The following is a 15593-nucleotide window of genomic DNA, read 5'->3' on the forward strand; positions in this document are numbered from 1 at the left end:
ATTGAACAATTGATTGGGAATGGTGTTATGGATGGTGGTACAATAAGTAAGGTATGTAATAATAAGGAGAGAGAAAAATGAATACATTCGTATGTTTTGGTGATAGCATTACAGCCGATGAAACATTTTGGAATGGTGCGCGTCGGTTAACACCGCGCCTACAAGAGCAATTTCCAGAGTGGAAAGTTGTAAATGCCGGAGTTCCTGGTGATGATACATTTGATGCTTTAAGAAGAATAGAAGAGGATGTTTTATCTTTGAACCCAGACTTTGTAACGGTCTTTTTTGGGACAAATGATGCGGCATTTTATAAGCAAGTGCCAAAGGAAGAATATAAAGAAAATGTAACAAAAATTGTACGAAGCATTTCTCCAGAAAAGGTACTTCTTATTAGTCCTGCGCCAGTCGATGAAGAAAGACAACTTGCGAGAACAAATGAAGTATTAAAGCAGTATGCAAAGGTGATGGAAGAAGTAGCGAAAGAAACAAAAAGTCATTTTCTAGATTTACATTCTCTTATGATACAAGAATCCAATTATAAAAGATTTTTAGAGAATGAAGAACGGGATGGATTGCATTTTAGTGAGCAGGGTTATGAATATTTAGCTACTATAATTGGTGATACATTAAAAGGGATTTTTAAATAGATGTTTCTTTTTCTTTGGTCTACGTATTAATTCACCTCCACAATTTGGACAAATATGATGCATGTTTTCAGTACATGGAGCACAAAATGTACATTCATACGTACAAATATAAGCTTCCGAATCTAATTGTAGTGAATTGTTGCATGTTTGACAGTTTTCTTTCATGTCCAATGCCATAGAGATCCCCCTATTGTGTGAATATTTATAAATTAATGGTAACATAAATAGAAAGATACTACCTTTACAAATAGAAGGAAATCATAGAATACAGGTGACATTTGGAATGAAATGTTAGCATATATTGTGAATAATAAACCATCACGTTTGACTGTACAGTTTATGTATTGTATGATGTTCTTAATATAAATGAGGGGGGAAGATCGTTGGGAAGGTGTATCGAATCGGACAGTTGGCTCACTTGGCTCATGTTTCGAAACGAACGATTGATTATTATACGAATCTAGGTATCTTAAAAGCGGAGCGATCTCAATCCAATTATCGCTATTACGACGAGACAGCATTTGAAACACTACAATTTATTGAGAAATGCAAAGAAATGCATATGCCGCTTTGTGAGATTAAAGAGAGGATCGAGGAGAAGAAAAAGCTGCTCGGTATCAATGAACACGTTTCGAAACAGGTGAACGAAGTGACAGAACATATCCAGCGATTAGAAACAGAATTAACACAGTTAAAACCTCTGTTAGATGGATTGACTGATTCACAACGAGAAAAAATATCAAAATCTTTATCTGGTCAAACGACAGCTTTGATGCAAACACTAATGATGTTTTTATAGTGTAAATTGTATCTATCCCCTTTAATTTCTGTATAGCGCTATGTTTTCTAAAGAAAAGAAACGTAAATGAGAAAACATTATAGTATACAGGAGGTGAACACCTTAGTTTTTTACTAAGGGGATTCATTGGAGATATTTAATTTAGTCATGGTTGCGATTTTAATCGCATTTACTGGATTTTTCGTAGCAGCGGAGTTTGCGATTGTAAAAGTACGTTCAAGTCGCATTGATCAGCTTGTTGCGGAAGGCAAACGCGGTGCGCTAGCAGCAAAAAAAGTAACAACGAATTTAGATGAATATTTATCTGCTTGTCAACTAGGGATTACAGTTACAGCAATGGGACTTGGTTGGCTAGGTGAACCGACGATAGAAAAATTATTGCGTCCATTGTTTGAAAAGTGGAATTTAAACCCTTCCATTTCACATGTGTTAACTTTTGGTCTTGCGTTTATGATTATGACATATTTGCATGTTGTAGTTGGAGAGCTAGCTCCGAAAACAATGGCAATTCAAAAGGCTGAAAGGATCACTTTATTATTTGCTGGACCTTTAATGATATTTTATAAAGTGATGTATCCGTTTATTTGGATGCTAAATAGCTCTGCTCGTGTTGTAACAGGCTTATTTGGCTTAAAACCAGCTTCTGAACATGACGTAGCACATACGGAAGAAGAATTACGTCTTATTCTTTCGGAGAGCTATGAAAGTGGAGAAATTAACCAAGCAGAATATAAATATGTAAATAACATTTTTGAATTCGATAACCGCATTGCTAAAGAGATAATGGTGCCACGAACAGAGATTGTTGGCTTTTATCTTGAAGATTCAGTAGAAGAACACATGAAAATTATCCAAAATGAGCGATATACACGTTATCCAATCTTTGGAGAGGATAAAGATGATATTATCGGTATGGTTAACGTAAAAGATTTCTTTATTCGATATATGAACAATGATACGAAAGATTTATCATCCATTCGTGCGTATATGCGCCCAATTATTGAAGTGATGGAAACAACTCCAATTCATGATTTACTTCTACAAATGCAGAAGAAGCGAATTCCGATGGCTGTATTATATGATGAGTACGGAGGAACAGCTGGAATTGTAACGCTTGAAGATATATTAGAGGAAATTGTTGGGGAAATTCGTGATGAATATGATGAAGATGAAGATCCGCCAATCCAACACGTAAATGAACATCATAAGATTGTGGATGGAAAAGTGTTGATTTCAGAAGTGAAAGATTTATTTGGTCTACACATTGAGGAAGAAGATGTAGATACAATTGGCGGTTGGATTATGATGCAAAATCATGAGATTGAAGAAGGACAATGTGTGGAAGCAGAGAATTATGAATTTAAAGTGCTTGAAAAAGATTCTTATCAAATTAAGCGCATTGAAATTCGGAAAATTGATCAACAACAAGAACAAGCAGCAACTGTTTAGGTTGCTGCTTTCTTTCTGAATCAAAAGAAAAATAAAATTGATAACTAGGAGCGGATATTGTTGATTCAAATGGCATTGCGCGTTTATCGATTGCAATTGTATATGATTTTTAGTAGTTTGCTACTTATAGGAACGATTACTCCGTTTTCCAAACAAGTAACCGGCTTTGGGATTGGATTAGCAGTAAGTGCATATTGTCTTTGGCTATTAGCTAGACGAGTTGAGAAAATAGGACGAAATATTATATTGAAGAAACGAGTTCCTGGAATCGGCATTTTAAATCGTTTTGCAGCTGCGATATTAGGAGCCATTATTATGTATGAAATCGAACATGAAATGGAAATGTGGGCATTTGGAACGGGAATTTTAGGAGGTCACTTTTTGATGATTGCAAACTTAGCTTATGCAAACATGCAATTAGTGAAAGAAGAAAACAAGAAAAAATAGAAAGGGTACTACATAAAGAGCGCTATGTGACGTGTAAGAAAATTCTTAAAAAATGTTAGGGAAAACCATCGCTTTCTCGAGCTTTTGTATGTTATGATGACAAAAGACTTTTTGAAAAGAGGTGGATATATATGTTACAAGCGTTACTGATTTTTGTACTTCAAATTATTTATGTTCCTGTTTTAACAATCCGGACGATTTTGCTTGTAAAAAATCAAACAAGATCCGCTGCTGGTGTTGGTTTACTCGAAGGTGCAATCTATATTATAAGTTTAGGGATTGTATTTCAAGATTTATCAAATTGGATGAATATTGTAGCCTATATAATTGGTTTTAGTGCCGGTCTTTTATTAGGTGGTTATATAGAAAATAAATTAGCTATCGGTTATATTACGTATCATGTTAGTTTGTTAGATCGCTGTAATGAACTAGTGGATGAATTAAGAAATGCGGGATTTGGTGTTACATTGTTTGAAGGGGAAGGAATTAATTCTGTTCGTTATCGATTAGACATTGTGGCGAAGCGTTCAAGAGAACAAGAGCTGTTGGAAATTGTGAACAGAATTGCGCCGAAAGCGTTCATGTCTTCTTATGAAATTCGTTCTTTTAAAGGTGGATATTTAACGAAAGCAATGAAAAAAAGAACATTAATGAAAAAGAAAGATCACGCATCTTAAAAAGAGGAGAAGCTTTTCAGTTTCTCTTCTTTTTGTTCACTTTAAGTTTCTGAAGAATGTATTCGCGTTTGACGAATTATCATCATAAAATAATACCAGATATTTTAGTCTATAAATAATTATCAGATAATACTAGATATTTTAGTCTATTAATTATTATAATAGAGTATGAGATGGTTATAATTGAGACAAAAAAGATATATTCCTAGGTGGGGCCTAGGGGGCATATTGCTTTTTATATTTGAGCATAGATGCCGATTCTTTTTTGCCAATATAGGGGATGGAGAGATTATCATGAGCAACATGCAGAAAAAAACAGACGTTATTTTAATTGGCGCTGGAATCATGAGCGCAACTTTAGGATCATTACTGAAAGAGTTAGCACCTGAATGGGAAATTAAAATGTTTGAAAAACTTGAGGGCGCAGGGGAAGAAAGCTCGAATGAATGGAATAATGCGGGTACAGGCCATTCTGCACTTTGTGAGCTTAACTATACATCCGAAAAACCTGACGGATCTATAGATATTAAAAAAGCCCTCAAAATTAATGAGCAATTTCAGCTTTCTAGACAGTTTTGGTCCTATCTTGTGAATAGCAATCTGATTCGTAATCCACAGAAATTTATTATGCCGATACCTCATATGAGTTTAGTACAAGGGGAAAAAAATGTAACATTTTTGAAAAAACGTTTTAAAGCGCTATCAAATATTCCGCTATTTCAAGGAATGGAATTTTCAGATGACCCTGAAAAATTAATGGAATGGATGCCGCTTATTATGGAGGGGCGTACATCAAATGAACCGATCGCAGCAACGAAAATGGAATCTGGAACAGATGTGAATTTTGGTGCTTTGACACGCATGTTATTTGAACACTTACAAAACAAGAATGTTGAATTAAATTATAAACATAGTGTTGAAAATATTAAACGCATGAAAAATGGATTATGGGAAGTAAAAGTTCATGATATGAACAATGGTAAAATTGAATATCATACTGCAAAGTTCGTCTTTATTGGTGCTGGCGGTGGAAGTTTACCTTTACTACAAAAAACAGGAATTCCTGAATCAAAACATATCGGCGGATTCCCAGTAAGTGGACTATTTATGGTATGTAACAATCCAAAAGTGATTGAGAAACATCATGCGAAAGTATACGGAAAAGCGAAAGTTGGTGCTCCACCAATGTCTGTTCCGCATCTTGATACAAGATATATTGACAATAAAAAGACATTGTTGTTTGGACCGTTTGCTGGATTTTCACCAAAATTTTTAAAAACGGGCTCAAATCTTGATTTATTAGGTTCTGTAAAACCAAATAACGTACTTACTATGCTCGCTGCAGGTGTAAAAGAGATGGCATTGACGAAATATTTGATTCAACAAGTGATGCTGTCGAACGAAAAGCGTATTGAAGAGTTGCGCGAATTTATTCCGAATGCGAAAGGGGAAGATTGGGACGTAGTGGTAGCAGGCCAACGTGTGCAAGTTATTAAAGATACTGAAACTGGTGGAAAAGGAACGCTTCAATTTGGTACGGAAGTTGTTAGTGCTGCTGATGGATCAATCGCTGCATTACTTGGTGCTTCTCCAGGTGCTTCTACAGCTGTTAATGTTATGCTTGAAGTGTTAGAAAAATGTTTCCCGCAATATATGGAAAAATGGGAAGAAAAAATAAAACATATGATTCCTTCCTATGGTATTTCATTAGTAGAAAATCCAAAACTTTTCCAAGAAATTCATACATCAACATCTAAGACACTTGGTTTAAGCAAGAAAGAAGCTGTGTATAGTTAAACTAAGGTTTTGTATTTGAAAATAAACATATATAAGCAAATTAAATGAAATATATTCAATTTGAGCTAGGGATTATAAAAAAATAAGAGGGGTGGCTGCCTATAAGTTGGTAAACTGGCTTATAGGCAGCTTGTTTTTTAGGTCAAGTAAAGTGGTTACTTTGTTCTGAACGTATGTTCTGTTGTAAGCGGCGTTTGTAGTTACTGGTTAAGTAAATACGCTTCTATGTACTAGAAACATTCCCTTTCAAGGTAATGTAGGTGGTAGGTAGTTTGTTAATAATATGTTAAAATAGAATCTAGCAGATTCAATCAACATAAGCAAAAGAGAAATAAGTTTGAAGCGAGGAAACAACATGAGTCAAATCAACACACACAAGCCCAAGAAGCTAAAAATATGTTTGAAAGTATTGATGATTATTATTGGGGCATTCATCACAGCATACGGATTAGAAGCGGTATTAATTCCAAATAACGTATCGGATGGGGGAGTAACAGGTTTAAGTATCGTTAGCTCACAACTATTTGGGTTACCATTAGGGATGCTAATTGGAGTCATTAATATTCCGTTTGTTTGGTTAGGATATAAGCAAATCGGTAAAAGTTTTGCTATTTTTTCCATTATCGGTATTGCTTCACTTGCGATTGGTACGATCCTGATGCATGAAATTCCAACGATTATTGAAGGAGATACATTGCTAGTTACCGTTGTTGGTGGTATTATTATAGGATTTGGGATGGGGCTCGCTCTTCGTAATGGCGGCGCATTAGATGGAATTGATATGTTAGCTGTATTATTGTCTCGTAAATTACCGTTTGGGACAAGTGATTTAATTTTGTTTTTAAATATGTTTGTTTTTATCTTTGTTTCAGCGGTGTTTGGCCTTCAAGGGGCGATTCTGTCAGCCATTGCGTATTTTATTGCATCTAAAGTAATCCACATTGTTGAAGTTGGTTTAAGCGGATCGAAAACATTTAAAATTATTACGAAAGAGCCAGATTTAATGGTAGAAACAATTCGAGAACGGTTAGGACGAAGTGCAACCTATAATGAAGTATATGGCGGTTATTCAAAGGAACAATTTAAAGAAATCACATGTGTGATTAACCGTTTAGAAGAAAGTAAAATGAAGGAACTTATTCATGAAATCGACAAAGATGCTTTTGTTACGGTATACGATGTAGCGGAAGTAAAAGGCGGTAACTTCAAAAAACATGATATTCATTAATAACACTGAAAAACACCTTTTAGTTAGGCTAAAAGGTGTTTTTATATCTTAATAAAAAATATTGTTTTATAGATAAAACGACGCTTTTATTGTGATGTGTAAATTAGGGAAGTTCATTATATTAGGTGTATAAAGATTTTAAAAATTAAGATGATTAAATTTTTAAATCATGATAATCTTTGATTTGTAGTAAATATGTCTAAAAGGGAGAAGGGTTATATGAATAGTAAGATTGAGAACTTACCAAAATATCGAATTGCATATGTGCGACAAGTTGGTCCATACGGGTTTGGTAACGTGCAAACGATGGAGAAATTAAAAAATTGGGCTGCGGAGAAAAAACATTTAGATGAAACGGCGATTGTATTAGGAATTTCGCATGACAATCCAGAAATAACGCCACCTGAAAGTTGTCGTTATGATGCTTGCATCGTTATTGAAAAAAATGAACCAATTGACGATTTTGTTGCGGAAAGTGAATTACCCGGCGGGAAATATGCGATTTATGAAGTAGAGCATACGGCAGAGGCGATTCAAAAAGCATGGATTGAAATCTTTTCTAACTTGCTAAATAGCGACTATGAAATAGATACAAGACCAGTTTTTGAGCGATACATGAAAAAGATGGTTGATAACCATCTTTGTGAAATTTGTGTACCTATTAGAGCGAAACGGTAATTATTTTGCTAGTGTTACATAGTAAGGAATTAAGTGAAACGAAGATAAGTTATGAATAATGAAAGTTTCGCTTGATAAAAAAGAGAAAGTCATCATTTTGCTTGCACTGTTTCAAAATGATGACTTTTTATATAGGTAAAATGAGTGGTTTTACATATCTTGAATGAAATCTTTTTCTTGTTTTTGTCCAAACTTTTGTAAAAGAGAAAGCAACATAAACCCTGTTATACCTAGTGTGCCAAAGATGATCCAAAGGGCATAGGTTCCTTCATTTTGTGATGTAGACAATGTGCCGGTATAGCTTCCAACGATAAAGCCAATCGCAAGAGAAAGTTGATAGACGCCAAAATATGTTGCTGTATAAGATTCATTACTATAATTTGCAATTGTAATATCGGCGTTGGGTAATACAAGTGTTTCACCAATGGTAAATAAAATCACGCAGCTAAATAGCCAATACGGATGGGACAATAAAGGGATAAGTAAAAAAGAAAGTCCCATTAATAGTACGCCGCATTTTACAATTGAAAGGGTGTTGTAACGATGAAATGCCTTTCGAAATAGAATCATAAATAAAACACCTGTAATGGCATTTACTGTAACAACAAGTCCACCTAGCTTTATACTATGACTGATATGGGTCATATAAAGTGGAAGAGCAACGGTAAGCTGCGTAAACATAATGTAAAAGAAAATCATAATGAATGAAAAGGAGAGAAAATGTTTGTTTTCGAAAACGTTTTTTAAACCAGATAAAAGATGTATATTTTCAGTAGAAACTTGGAAGTGAGGTTTAAGAAAAATAAACATAATAGCCAATAATAACATCATAAATCCAGTAAGTATAAATGGATATAAAGGGTTCCATGCGAGTAATAAAGTACCAGCAATTGGACCAAGCATCGCGCCGCTGTTAAAAGCGAGATTTAAGTATGTAAATAAATCTTTGCGCAGGTACGCGGGTTGTGAGCCGAATACGGCGCGAGCTGCTGGTTCATAAAGAGCAGTTCCAAACCCGATAAGCGAAGAAGAAAGTACAATCGTATGAAACTCTGAAAATATTCCTAGGAAAATAAAACCACCCCCCCTTAATAGTAAGCCGGCAATCATCATAATCATGTAACCAAACTTATCGGCAATAATGCCAGAAAGGAAAGGGATCATTCGTGAAGTAATAATAATAATTGTTAAAATGGTTCCAACTTGCAAAGCAGAAAAATGTAAGAAATTCGTTAAATAAATGGCAAGAAAAGCGTATACTGCAAAGTATCCAAATGACATAAAGAATGAAGAAATCAGTATAATGCGTATGGGTGTTGAAAAGTTTTTCATAAAGTCTCCTCCGAAAATGTAACCATTAAAACATTTTAATGGTTAACTGTTTTATACTATAATTATACACAAAGTCAGAAAAAAGTGAATTTTGGAAGGATGGTGAGTGTATTTGAATCAAAGTCAAGAAGCTCCAGAACAATTAGAAATTGTCAGGAGATTTTTAAATACGTGGAGAATTCCAAACGATACAAGGGAGGAAGTGGACGAGCTTCATACGATAGAAGATGTACTTCGTTTTACGAAAAGGCATTGGGATGAAGAGATTTCTTTTGGGACAGTGGATGAACTAAAACAGTTTCGAGATGAACTTCGCTTTATAGTTGAGGAAAAAGGCTCATTGCAACAATGGCTTGAAAAATATCCATTTCGTGTGTGTATAACAGAAAATATGGATGCGATTACATATGAACCAGTAGGGGAAAAGAATTTTTACACAATCCTATTACACATTATTTTAGTAGCAGTTGAGGAAGGAAAGTGGAGTCGATTAAAAGCATGTCCAGATTGTCGCTGGGTCTTTTATGATTATTCTCGCAATGGAAGTAAGCGCTGGTGCGGGATGTATGCGGGAGGAAAAGAAGGGAGAGCATGCGGAACGATTGCGAAAGTGAAAAAATATCGAGCGAAAAAAAGGGGGGGATATGGTTAATCTTGAAAAGAAAAAAGCTTTGCAATATGGTGCAAAGCTTTTTTCTACTTGTATATTTTTTTTGATTGTTACTCTATCTTTTTGGCTGAAAAATGTGCTGGAAAAAGTATTTGTGATGCAAGTTGTTAACCATTTTATTTGCTTGATACGTACGTTGTTGTTCCAATCGAACACGCTGTTCCATCATTTTTATTTCATGATCTGATAAACGTAACATTGTACGAGTCTCCTTTACTATAAATATAGGTTTCTTGTGACATCGATTCCAAATCATTTATAGTTAAGGAGGAATGCTGTGTAACATCAGTAAAAAGCACCTTCCCTCTCCCATTACGCTTACGAGGTTAGCTGTCGGACTCGGGAAGTGAGAGTTTCCCTACTTAAAAAGATTCGCCCCAAGTAGCAAATGCTACAAAAATGGGTCCCCCGCTCCACATAGTGGATTCAGCAAAAGGTTTTATAATTAAAAAAATAACATACAAAAGAAATTAAGTCAAACTATTCATTTTTTTTAGATTTTTTTAACTTTACAAGAGGTGTTCCATCCGGTAACAAAATATTCTGTGTTGCAATAAATCCGTGCTTTTTATATAGAGAAAGGGCAGGCGTGTTTGCTTTGCCTGTCTGTACAATATATGTATGTATATGAGGGAAGAGTTGGAATAGATGAAGTAATAAGTCAGTAGCAATTCCTCTATGAAAATGGTTTGGTGATACGACGAGTCGATGGATATCGACGAAAGATTCCTCGTTTGTAAATGAAATAAAACCTACTAATGTGTGTGCTAAGAAATAGCCATAAAAGGTTTCTTCACAATTTTGAATATCGGTAACGCGGTCATATAAACGCGGAATGGCATGACTGTTTATATACTTTGCCTCAATTTCATAAGCCGGAATTTGAATAGCAAGAATAGCTTCTGCCATTTCAATAGAAGCTGGATTTAATTTAGAAATCATATGTGTCTCTCCTTTAAGAAAATTTATTTGAATAATGTGTATGAAATGGTTTGGATAAGATTTTGAATGATTAAGTGTTCTACTTTTATAGATAATAAGACGTCTACCACAAATTTCGATAGGAGTAAGGTCGCTCATCCAAGCACGATTGGTGAAGATGAATAATTAATGAGGGATGAAGCGAAACTTACTTATTAAAATTTCGCTTTCTTTATGCATTGCTGTGCATATTCACGTGCCCAATTATCTGCTGCTAATACTGCTTCTAAAGAAGGATTGATAATCGTATCGTGAGCTTCAAGTGTAGAGTAAATTGTTTTTTCGATATCAAAGAATGAAATGTCATTTTGTAAGTATCGAGCATTTGCGATTTCATTTGCTGCATTTAAGACAGTAGGGGCTGTACCGCCAAGTTTTCCAGCTTCATAAGCATAATATAAGCAAGGGAATTTCTTGAAATCTGGTTTTTCAAAATGTAAGTTACCAACTTCCAATAAATTTAGTTTTTTATAGTTCGATTGTAATCTAGTTGGATAATGAAAAGCATATTGAATAGGTATTCTCATATCAGGCGCACCAAGTTGGGCCATGACGGATCCATCTACAAATTCAACTAAGGAATGAATGATACTTTCGGGATGAATGAGAACATCCATTTTTTCATAAGGAATATTAAAGAGCCAACGTGCTTCCATAACTTCAAAACCTTTGTTCATTAATGTAGCTGAATCAATCGTTAATTTTGCCCCCATTAACCAATTGGGATGTTTTAAGGCATCCTGGACTTTTAGCATCGCCATTTCTTCCCGTGTTTTCTCTCGAAACGCGCCTCCCGAAGCGGTAATAATTAACTTTTCAATTTCTTGACTGTTTTCTCCATTTAAACATTGGAAAATAGCGGAGTGTTCACTATCGACAGGAATTAAGCGACAATTATTTTGATTAGCAAGATCAGTAACAATATGACCTGCAGCTACTAATGTTTCTTTGTTAGCTATCGCAATATCTTTCTTTTCTTTTAATGCTTCAATTGTAGGAAGAAGACCTGAAATACCAACAACAGAAGTAAGAACAAGGTTTGTATCAGGATGTGTTGCAACTTCAATTAATCCATCAGGACCATATGTGATTTTTATGTTGCCGGAGATTCGCTGACGAAGCGTAGTTGCTAATTCTTTTGTACCAACGCATACAATGCGAGGATGAAATGCTTCGATTTGTTTTTCAAGAAGTTCAATATTATGATTGGCTGTTAAGCCGATAATTTGAAAATGTTCAGGATGGTTAGCAATTACATCCAATGCAGATGTACCGATTGAACCAGTTGAACCTAAAATGGAAATATATTTAACCATGAAAAAATCCTCCAAAGATGAATGAATATTTTGTGAATCTATATATATTTAGACAAAATAAATGAGATTCCTTCTGGACAAAACAGAAAGTGAATGTTTATTAGATAAATATGTGTGTAATCCATACGGAAAATACGACGGTAGGAAAGAGCACATATTTAAAATTTTTTAGGGGTGAATAGTTGGATTGTAAAGAGAATGTAGAGGAGGTAAGTAAAAAAAAAGTAAGGGAGTGACAGACTTTCCCTTACTTTCTTTTGTTATGCATATGTTTCGTAACTTTGTTTCGATTGCCACATATTTTCATTGAACACCATTTTCGTCGTCCTGTTTTATCAAGAAAAAGTAAAATACATGCTTCTTATGCACGCTGTATTTTATATAAATTATAAACAAATTATGTTTTCATGTATGTAATGTTTCAATAATACTGCGGAAATTCTCGTAGTATTTTATCGACTCGGTTAGAAAGTGAGGTAAGATGAGGATCTTCTCTTGTTCGAAAAAGTAATGTGCGTAAAAAAGTTTTTATATTGGCGCATAGCATACAATATTCATCAAGGGATAAGCGCTTTCGAATTTGAGGTAGTCGCTTCATTTTCTTATATAAGATGGTGAAAAACGCTTCCTTTGGAAAATCACAATATAGCATAGCTAAAAGAGGAGTAGCAATTCTTTCATCTTCATTATTGTAATATACAGTCGAGTGAATGAATATTTTATTTAACAAGCAATGAATGATTTCTTCATAGCACGGACCGGATATGTGAGGGTTTTGAACAAGTTGATGAAAGGCGTCTGAAATATGTGCGATACTATGAGCCCATCCCTTTTGTTCGATATGTCCTCGGAAGTCTGATTCTAAATTCATACATGTAATAAGTTTTTCTTTTATTTCTAGTATGGTTTCGGGCAATAGAAATGTATGAACATTATCAAATTGAATAATTAAAGCAATTAATAACGCTGTATAAGAACGAGTGAATACCCCATCAGTATGTGGAGATGATATCTCGAAATATAAATACTCTTCACTAAGGCATGTTGTCAATAATAGTTCTAATTGATCGTGGGACAGAAAGTGATGTTGGATAAAATGAGAAAAAGACTCATATATTAATTGATTGCGAATATAGCTATCAGTTGTCCCGATATGCTGCATCATACCTAGGAGCAACTCATCTATATCGAAATGTTGCATTTGTGAGTAATCATTTTGTTGAATGAGTTCCAGTTGTTGCTGCAGCGTTTGGATATTCAAAGGTGAACCTCCTCTTTTCTTTAATTGTACAATGTTTTCTAGTATTCTATATATTCAAGGACAACTTTGTTCATGCAGAAGTACAAGCTAAATGTGTATAACAAAAAATGTTTAGTTTGTGAAAGAACGGTAATTGGGACAAAAATAGCATTTATGTAATACAATAATATATAAACAATACGCAGAAAGAGTTGATGAAATAATGAAACAGCAAAGAACTGGGTTACATGCTAGTGTTGAGCGAAATGAAGAGAATATGTTACATATACAATGGGAAGAGGGGCCGGAGGAAGTTCGTATATATTGGGATACTGTTTCAGAAGGAATTGAAGAAAATGGTGAATTGTTATTGAGAGTATCGGGACAATCATCATGTACAATTGAAAGTCCAAGCGACAATGCGCGTCCCTACTTTCGATTAGTAGGGAGTAATGGGCAGGCTGTTACAGTGGCCGAACGCAGGTTACCACTTCAAGGAGCATTTAATTTCCGAGATTTAGGGGGATATGAAACGACAGATGGACGCAGAGTAAAGTGGGGGAAAATATTTCGTTCGGAAGAATTAGCTGGTTTAACAGAGACTGATATAGATTATTTACAACAATCTGGTTTGAGATTAATTTGTGATTACCGGACAGATTTTGAAGTGAAACATAAGCCGAATCCTCGCATTCAAGGTGTTAGACAAGTATGCTTACCAGTTATGCAAGACTTAGCAAAAGATTTAAATATAAATGAATTTTTCCAAGTGGGCGATGTATCGAAGTTAGGAAAGCCAGGTGAATATTTGGTGAAAATGAATAAAGACTTTGTAACTGGAAATGAAGCGTTTGTGAAGTTTTTGCAACTTGCGCAAAATCCGGAAAACTTACCGCTCGTTAATCATTGTACAGCTGGTAAAGATCGCACTGGCTTTGGTTCAGCTTTACTATTACTTCTGCTTGGTGTTCCAGAAAAAACGGTAATGGAAGATTATTTATTAAGTAATGGATTTCGCGAACAATTAAATCAAAAAATGATGGAACTGTTAGGCGCAAATTTACAGAGTGAAGAGAGTAAAGCGATATTAGGTGCAATGTTTGAGGCTCGTGCTGAATACTTACAAGCAGCGATTGATGAAATGTATAATAAATATGGAAATATAGAAAACTATGCTAAGAACGGCTTAGGTTTCACAAATGAACAATTGGATAGAATGAAAGAATTGTTATTAGAGAAGTAAGGATGAGAAAAACAAACGAAGAGGATGTTGTATAGCATCCTCTTCGTTTGTATATGAAGAAGTTATTCGTCAAATATAAATATTTCATCAATTGTAGTCTGTAATGTTTTGGCGATATCATGTGCGAGTTGTAAAGAAGGATTATATTTGCCTTTCTCTAAATGGCTTATCGTTTCTCGGCGCACACCAACTCGCTTTGCTAGATCTTCTTGTGTCATATGTAACCTCGCTCGAGCTTCTTTTATTTTCGTTATGAACGCCATGGTGTATCTTCCATTTCATCCATTGGTATATCGTAAGCATAAATAGAGAAGCTGAATGTGAGAATCAGTAAGCCGAAAACGATAGCGATATCGAGTTCTTGTAAAGGTGAATTTGGGAGTAGAATTTCTATAAATAGAATGATAGCCGTTGCCAATAATGAAACGATAAACGCATTTCGACACGCTTTATTAACAATTTGTTCAAAGAGTTCATCGTGTTTGACCTTCCTATAAGTTGTAAAAAAGGAAAAGAAACAAAACATACTAAACATTCCTTTATAATAAAAGAACCCTAGGAAGCCGAAGAAGCCAAGGAATCCAAGATATTTGATCCATGTCGTTTTCATGTATAACCTCCTTTTAGATGATATATAACTTTATGTTATAAATATATCACATTTTTTACTAAGTATTAGTAATAATTGGATTTATTTCACATAATAGATGATAAAGAAAGAAGATTGAAAGTTTGGGGAAATGATACAATATAAGCATGATAAATAAAAAGAATAACATAAAATAGTTGTGGAGGAGGGGAAAGAAAATATGAAACAATTAGTGATACTTATGCTGGGATTTGTAGTAGTAACTGTAATTGGAACAGTTATGATAGGTAGGAAAGGGGATGAACATTATAGTAAAGAAACGAAGGGGAATATTAGGAGACTTACGATGATTTATCTTCTACTTGCAGCTGTGTTAACTGTTGGTTTAGGTTTATATATTTATTTTTATGGTTAAGAAAGCGTGAAAATAAAAAATATTAAAATTACAAGATATAACTATGATATAATAAATATACCATCTTACAAGTAATACTAGTAAT

Annotated in this window: 19 protein-coding genes, 1 pseudogene and 1 riboswitch; of the genes and pseudogenes, 11 read left to right on the forward strand and 9 right to left on the reverse strand. The window is 34.5% G+C overall.

Annotated elements, in window-relative coordinates; genetic code table 11:
• Window positions 1-77: 77 nt before the first annotated feature.
• Window positions 78-647, forward strand: a complete 570-nt coding sequence (locus tag MR056_RS15270) for an SGNH/GDSL hydrolase family protein (RefSeq protein ID WP_012094597.1) — start codon at window positions 78-80, stop codon at window positions 645-647.
• Here MR056_RS15270 and MR056_RS15275 read toward each other — a convergent pair.
• Complete coding sequence (locus MR056_RS15275; protein ID WP_087098892.1) at window positions 627-824, reverse strand: DUF1272 domain-containing protein; 198 nt, start codon at window positions 822-824, stop codon at window positions 627-629. The genes MR056_RS15270 and MR056_RS15275 overlap by 21 nt on opposite strands.
• A gap of 214 nt (window positions 825-1038) precedes the next feature.
• Between MR056_RS15275 and MR056_RS15280 the strand changes: the two genes are divergently transcribed.
• From MR056_RS15280 to MR056_RS15310, 7 genes are all read left to right on the forward strand, one after another.
• On the forward strand, window positions 1039-1446 hold the full coding sequence (locus MR056_RS15280) for a MerR family transcriptional regulator (protein WP_012094595.1): 408 nt from the start codon (window positions 1039-1041) through the stop codon (window positions 1444-1446).
• Window positions 1447-1572: 126 nt separating this feature from the next.
• Window positions 1573-2895: a hemolysin family protein gene (locus MR056_RS15285; RefSeq protein ID WP_087098890.1), complete on the forward strand. Its 1323-nt coding sequence runs from the start codon at window positions 1573-1575 to the stop codon at window positions 2893-2895.
• 60 nt (window positions 2896-2955) lie between these two features.
• Window positions 2956-3342: an ATP synthase subunit I gene (locus MR056_RS15290; protein WP_041809815.1), complete on the forward strand. Its 387-nt coding sequence runs from the start codon at window positions 2956-2958 to the stop codon at window positions 3340-3342.
• A 131-nt stretch (window positions 3343-3473) separates the two neighbouring features.
• Entirely contained in the window at window positions 3474-4019 is a 546-nt protein-coding gene (locus tag MR056_RS15295) for a DUF2179 domain-containing protein (RefSeq protein ID WP_012094592.1), read from the forward strand.
• Between the two features lie 294 nt (window positions 4020-4313).
• Window positions 4314-5816 (forward strand): malate:quinone oxidoreductase, encoded by a 1503-nt coding sequence (locus MR056_RS15300; RefSeq protein ID WP_048724428.1) that lies wholly within the window; start codon window positions 4314-4316, stop codon window positions 5814-5816.
• Between the two features lie 355 nt (window positions 5817-6171).
• Window positions 6172-7044 carry a YitT family protein gene (locus tag MR056_RS15305; protein ID WP_012094590.1) on the forward strand — a complete coding sequence of 291 codons (873 nt, stop codon included), beginning with the start codon at window positions 6172-6174 and terminating at the stop codon, window positions 7042-7044.
• A gap of 219 nt (window positions 7045-7263) precedes the next feature.
• Window positions 7264-7722: an AraC family transcriptional regulator gene (locus tag MR056_RS15310; protein WP_012094589.1), complete on the forward strand. Its 459-nt coding sequence runs from the start codon at window positions 7264-7266 to the stop codon at window positions 7720-7722.
• 150 nt (window positions 7723-7872) lie between these two features.
• On the opposite strand, the gene MR056_RS15315 is transcribed toward MR056_RS15310, so the two are convergent.
• Window positions 7873-9054 carry an MDR family MFS transporter gene (locus tag MR056_RS15315; RefSeq protein WP_012094588.1) on the reverse strand — a complete coding sequence of 394 codons (1182 nt, stop codon included), beginning with the start codon at window positions 9052-9054 and terminating at the stop codon, window positions 7873-7875.
• 112 nt (window positions 9055-9166) lie between these two features.
• On the opposite strand from MR056_RS15315, the gene MR056_RS15320 reads away from it, so the two are divergent.
• Window positions 9167-9706 (forward strand): CGNR zinc finger domain-containing protein, encoded by a 540-nt coding sequence (locus MR056_RS15320; protein WP_167527341.1) that lies wholly within the window; start codon window positions 9167-9169, stop codon window positions 9704-9706.
• Window positions 9707-9779: 73 nt separating this feature from the next.
• Here the strand turns inward: MR056_RS15320 and MR056_RS15325 are convergent, their stop codons facing one another.
• From MR056_RS15325 to MR056_RS15345, 5 genes and pseudogenes are all read right to left on the reverse strand, one after another.
• Entirely contained in the window at window positions 9780-9923 is a 144-nt protein-coding gene (locus MR056_RS15325; RefSeq protein ID WP_012094586.1) for a hypothetical protein, read from the reverse strand.
• A 100-nt stretch (window positions 9924-10023) separates the two neighbouring features.
• A riboswitch (cyclic di-AMP (ydaO/yuaA leader) is annotated at window positions 10024-10166 on the reverse strand.
• 38 nt (window positions 10167-10204) lie between these two features.
• A complete protein-coding gene (locus MR056_RS15330) occupies window positions 10205-10666 on the reverse strand; it encodes a GNAT family N-acetyltransferase (protein WP_087098888.1) in 462 nt (153 codons plus the stop codon).
• A gap of 194 nt (window positions 10667-10860) precedes the next feature.
• Window positions 10861-12021, reverse strand: a complete 1161-nt coding sequence (locus tag MR056_RS15335; protein WP_048724417.1) for a 1-deoxy-D-xylulose-5-phosphate reductoisomerase — start codon at window positions 12019-12021, stop codon at window positions 10861-10863.
• A gap of 247 nt (window positions 12022-12268) precedes the next feature.
• Window positions 12269-12382 (reverse strand): annotated as a pseudogene (locus tag MR056_RS15340) (CGNR zinc finger domain-containing protein); the annotation flags it as partial.
• Between the two features lie 60 nt (window positions 12383-12442).
• Window positions 12443-13282: a DUF2785 domain-containing protein gene (locus MR056_RS15345; RefSeq protein ID WP_012094583.1), complete on the reverse strand. Its 840-nt coding sequence runs from the start codon at window positions 13280-13282 to the stop codon at window positions 12443-12445.
• Window positions 13283-13484: 202 nt separating this feature from the next.
• On the opposite strand from MR056_RS15345, the gene MR056_RS15350 reads away from it, so the two are divergent.
• Window positions 13485-14504, forward strand: a complete 1020-nt coding sequence (locus tag MR056_RS15350) for a tyrosine-protein phosphatase (RefSeq protein WP_012094582.1) — start codon at window positions 13485-13487, stop codon at window positions 14502-14504.
• A 62-nt stretch (window positions 14505-14566) separates the two neighbouring features.
• Here MR056_RS15350 and MR056_RS15355 read toward each other — a convergent pair whose 3' ends face one another.
• Window positions 14567-14767, reverse strand: coding sequence for a helix-turn-helix transcriptional regulator (locus MR056_RS15355; protein ID WP_012094581.1), 201 nt, complete (start codon window positions 14765-14767; stop codon window positions 14567-14569).
• Window positions 14755-15114, reverse strand: a complete 360-nt coding sequence (locus MR056_RS15360; protein ID WP_048724416.1) for a DUF2178 domain-containing protein — start codon at window positions 15112-15114, stop codon at window positions 14755-14757. The genes MR056_RS15355 and MR056_RS15360 overlap by 13 nt, the downstream gene beginning before the upstream one ends.
• A gap of 199 nt (window positions 15115-15313) precedes the next feature.
• On the opposite strand from MR056_RS15360, the gene MR056_RS15365 reads away from it, so the two are divergent.
• The gene (locus MR056_RS15365) at window positions 15314-15508 is read left to right on the forward strand and encodes a hypothetical protein (RefSeq protein WP_012094579.1); all 195 of its coding nucleotides are present in this window, start codon (window positions 15314-15316) and stop codon (window positions 15506-15508) included.
• Window positions 15509-15593: the final 85 nt, after the last annotated feature.

The sequence above is a fragment of the Bacillus cereus group sp. BfR-BA-01360 genome (assembly GCF_022663595.1).
GTDB lineage: Bacteria > Bacillota > Bacilli > Bacillales > Bacillaceae_G > Bacillus_A > Bacillus_A cytotoxicus.

Excerpts from the sequence above, each read along its gene's own strand:
- MR056_RS15270 (WP_012094597.1), top strand. The coding sequence starts at position 78 with ATGAATACATTCGTATGTTTTGGTGATAGCATTACAGCCGATGAAACA.
- MR056_RS15275 (WP_087098892.1), bottom strand. The coding sequence starts at position 824 with ATGGCATTGGACATGAAAGAAAACTGTCAAACATGCAACAATTCACTA.
- MR056_RS15295 (WP_012094592.1), top strand. The coding sequence starts at position 3,474 with ATGTTACAAGCGTTACTGATTTTTGTACTTCAAATTATTTATGTTCCT.
- MR056_RS15300 (WP_048724428.1), top strand. The coding sequence starts at position 4,314 with ATGAGCAACATGCAGAAAAAAACAGACGTTATTTTAATTGGCGCTGGA.
- MR056_RS15305 (WP_012094590.1), top strand. The coding sequence starts at position 6,172 with ATGAGTCAAATCAACACACACAAGCCCAAGAAGCTAAAAATATGTTTG.
- MR056_RS15310 (WP_012094589.1), top strand. The coding sequence starts at position 7,264 with ATGAATAGTAAGATTGAGAACTTACCAAAATATCGAATTGCATATGTG.
- MR056_RS15315 (WP_012094588.1), bottom strand. The coding sequence starts at position 9,054 with ATGAAAAACTTTTCAACACCCATACGCATTATACTGATTTCTTCATTC.
- MR056_RS15325 (WP_012094586.1), bottom strand. The coding sequence starts at position 9,923 with ATGTTACGTTTATCAGATCATGAAATAAAAATGATGGAACAGCGTGTT.
- MR056_RS15330 (WP_087098888.1), bottom strand. The coding sequence starts at position 10,666 with ATGATTTCTAAATTAAATCCAGCTTCTATTGAAATGGCAGAAGCTATT.
- MR056_RS15335 (WP_048724417.1), bottom strand. The coding sequence starts at position 12,021 with ATGGTTAAATATATTTCCATTTTAGGTTCAACTGGTTCAATCGGTACA.
- MR056_RS15350 (WP_012094582.1), top strand. The coding sequence starts at position 13,485 with ATGAAACAGCAAAGAACTGGGTTACATGCTAGTGTTGAGCGAAATGAA.
- MR056_RS15355 (WP_012094581.1), bottom strand. The coding sequence starts at position 14,767 with ATGGCGTTCATAACGAAAATAAAAGAAGCTCGAGCGAGGTTACATATG.
- MR056_RS15360 (WP_048724416.1), bottom strand. The coding sequence starts at position 15,114 with ATGAAAACGACATGGATCAAATATCTTGGATTCCTTGGCTTCTTCGGC.
- MR056_RS15365 (WP_012094579.1), top strand. The coding sequence starts at position 15,314 with ATGAAACAATTAGTGATACTTATGCTGGGATTTGTAGTAGTAACTGTA.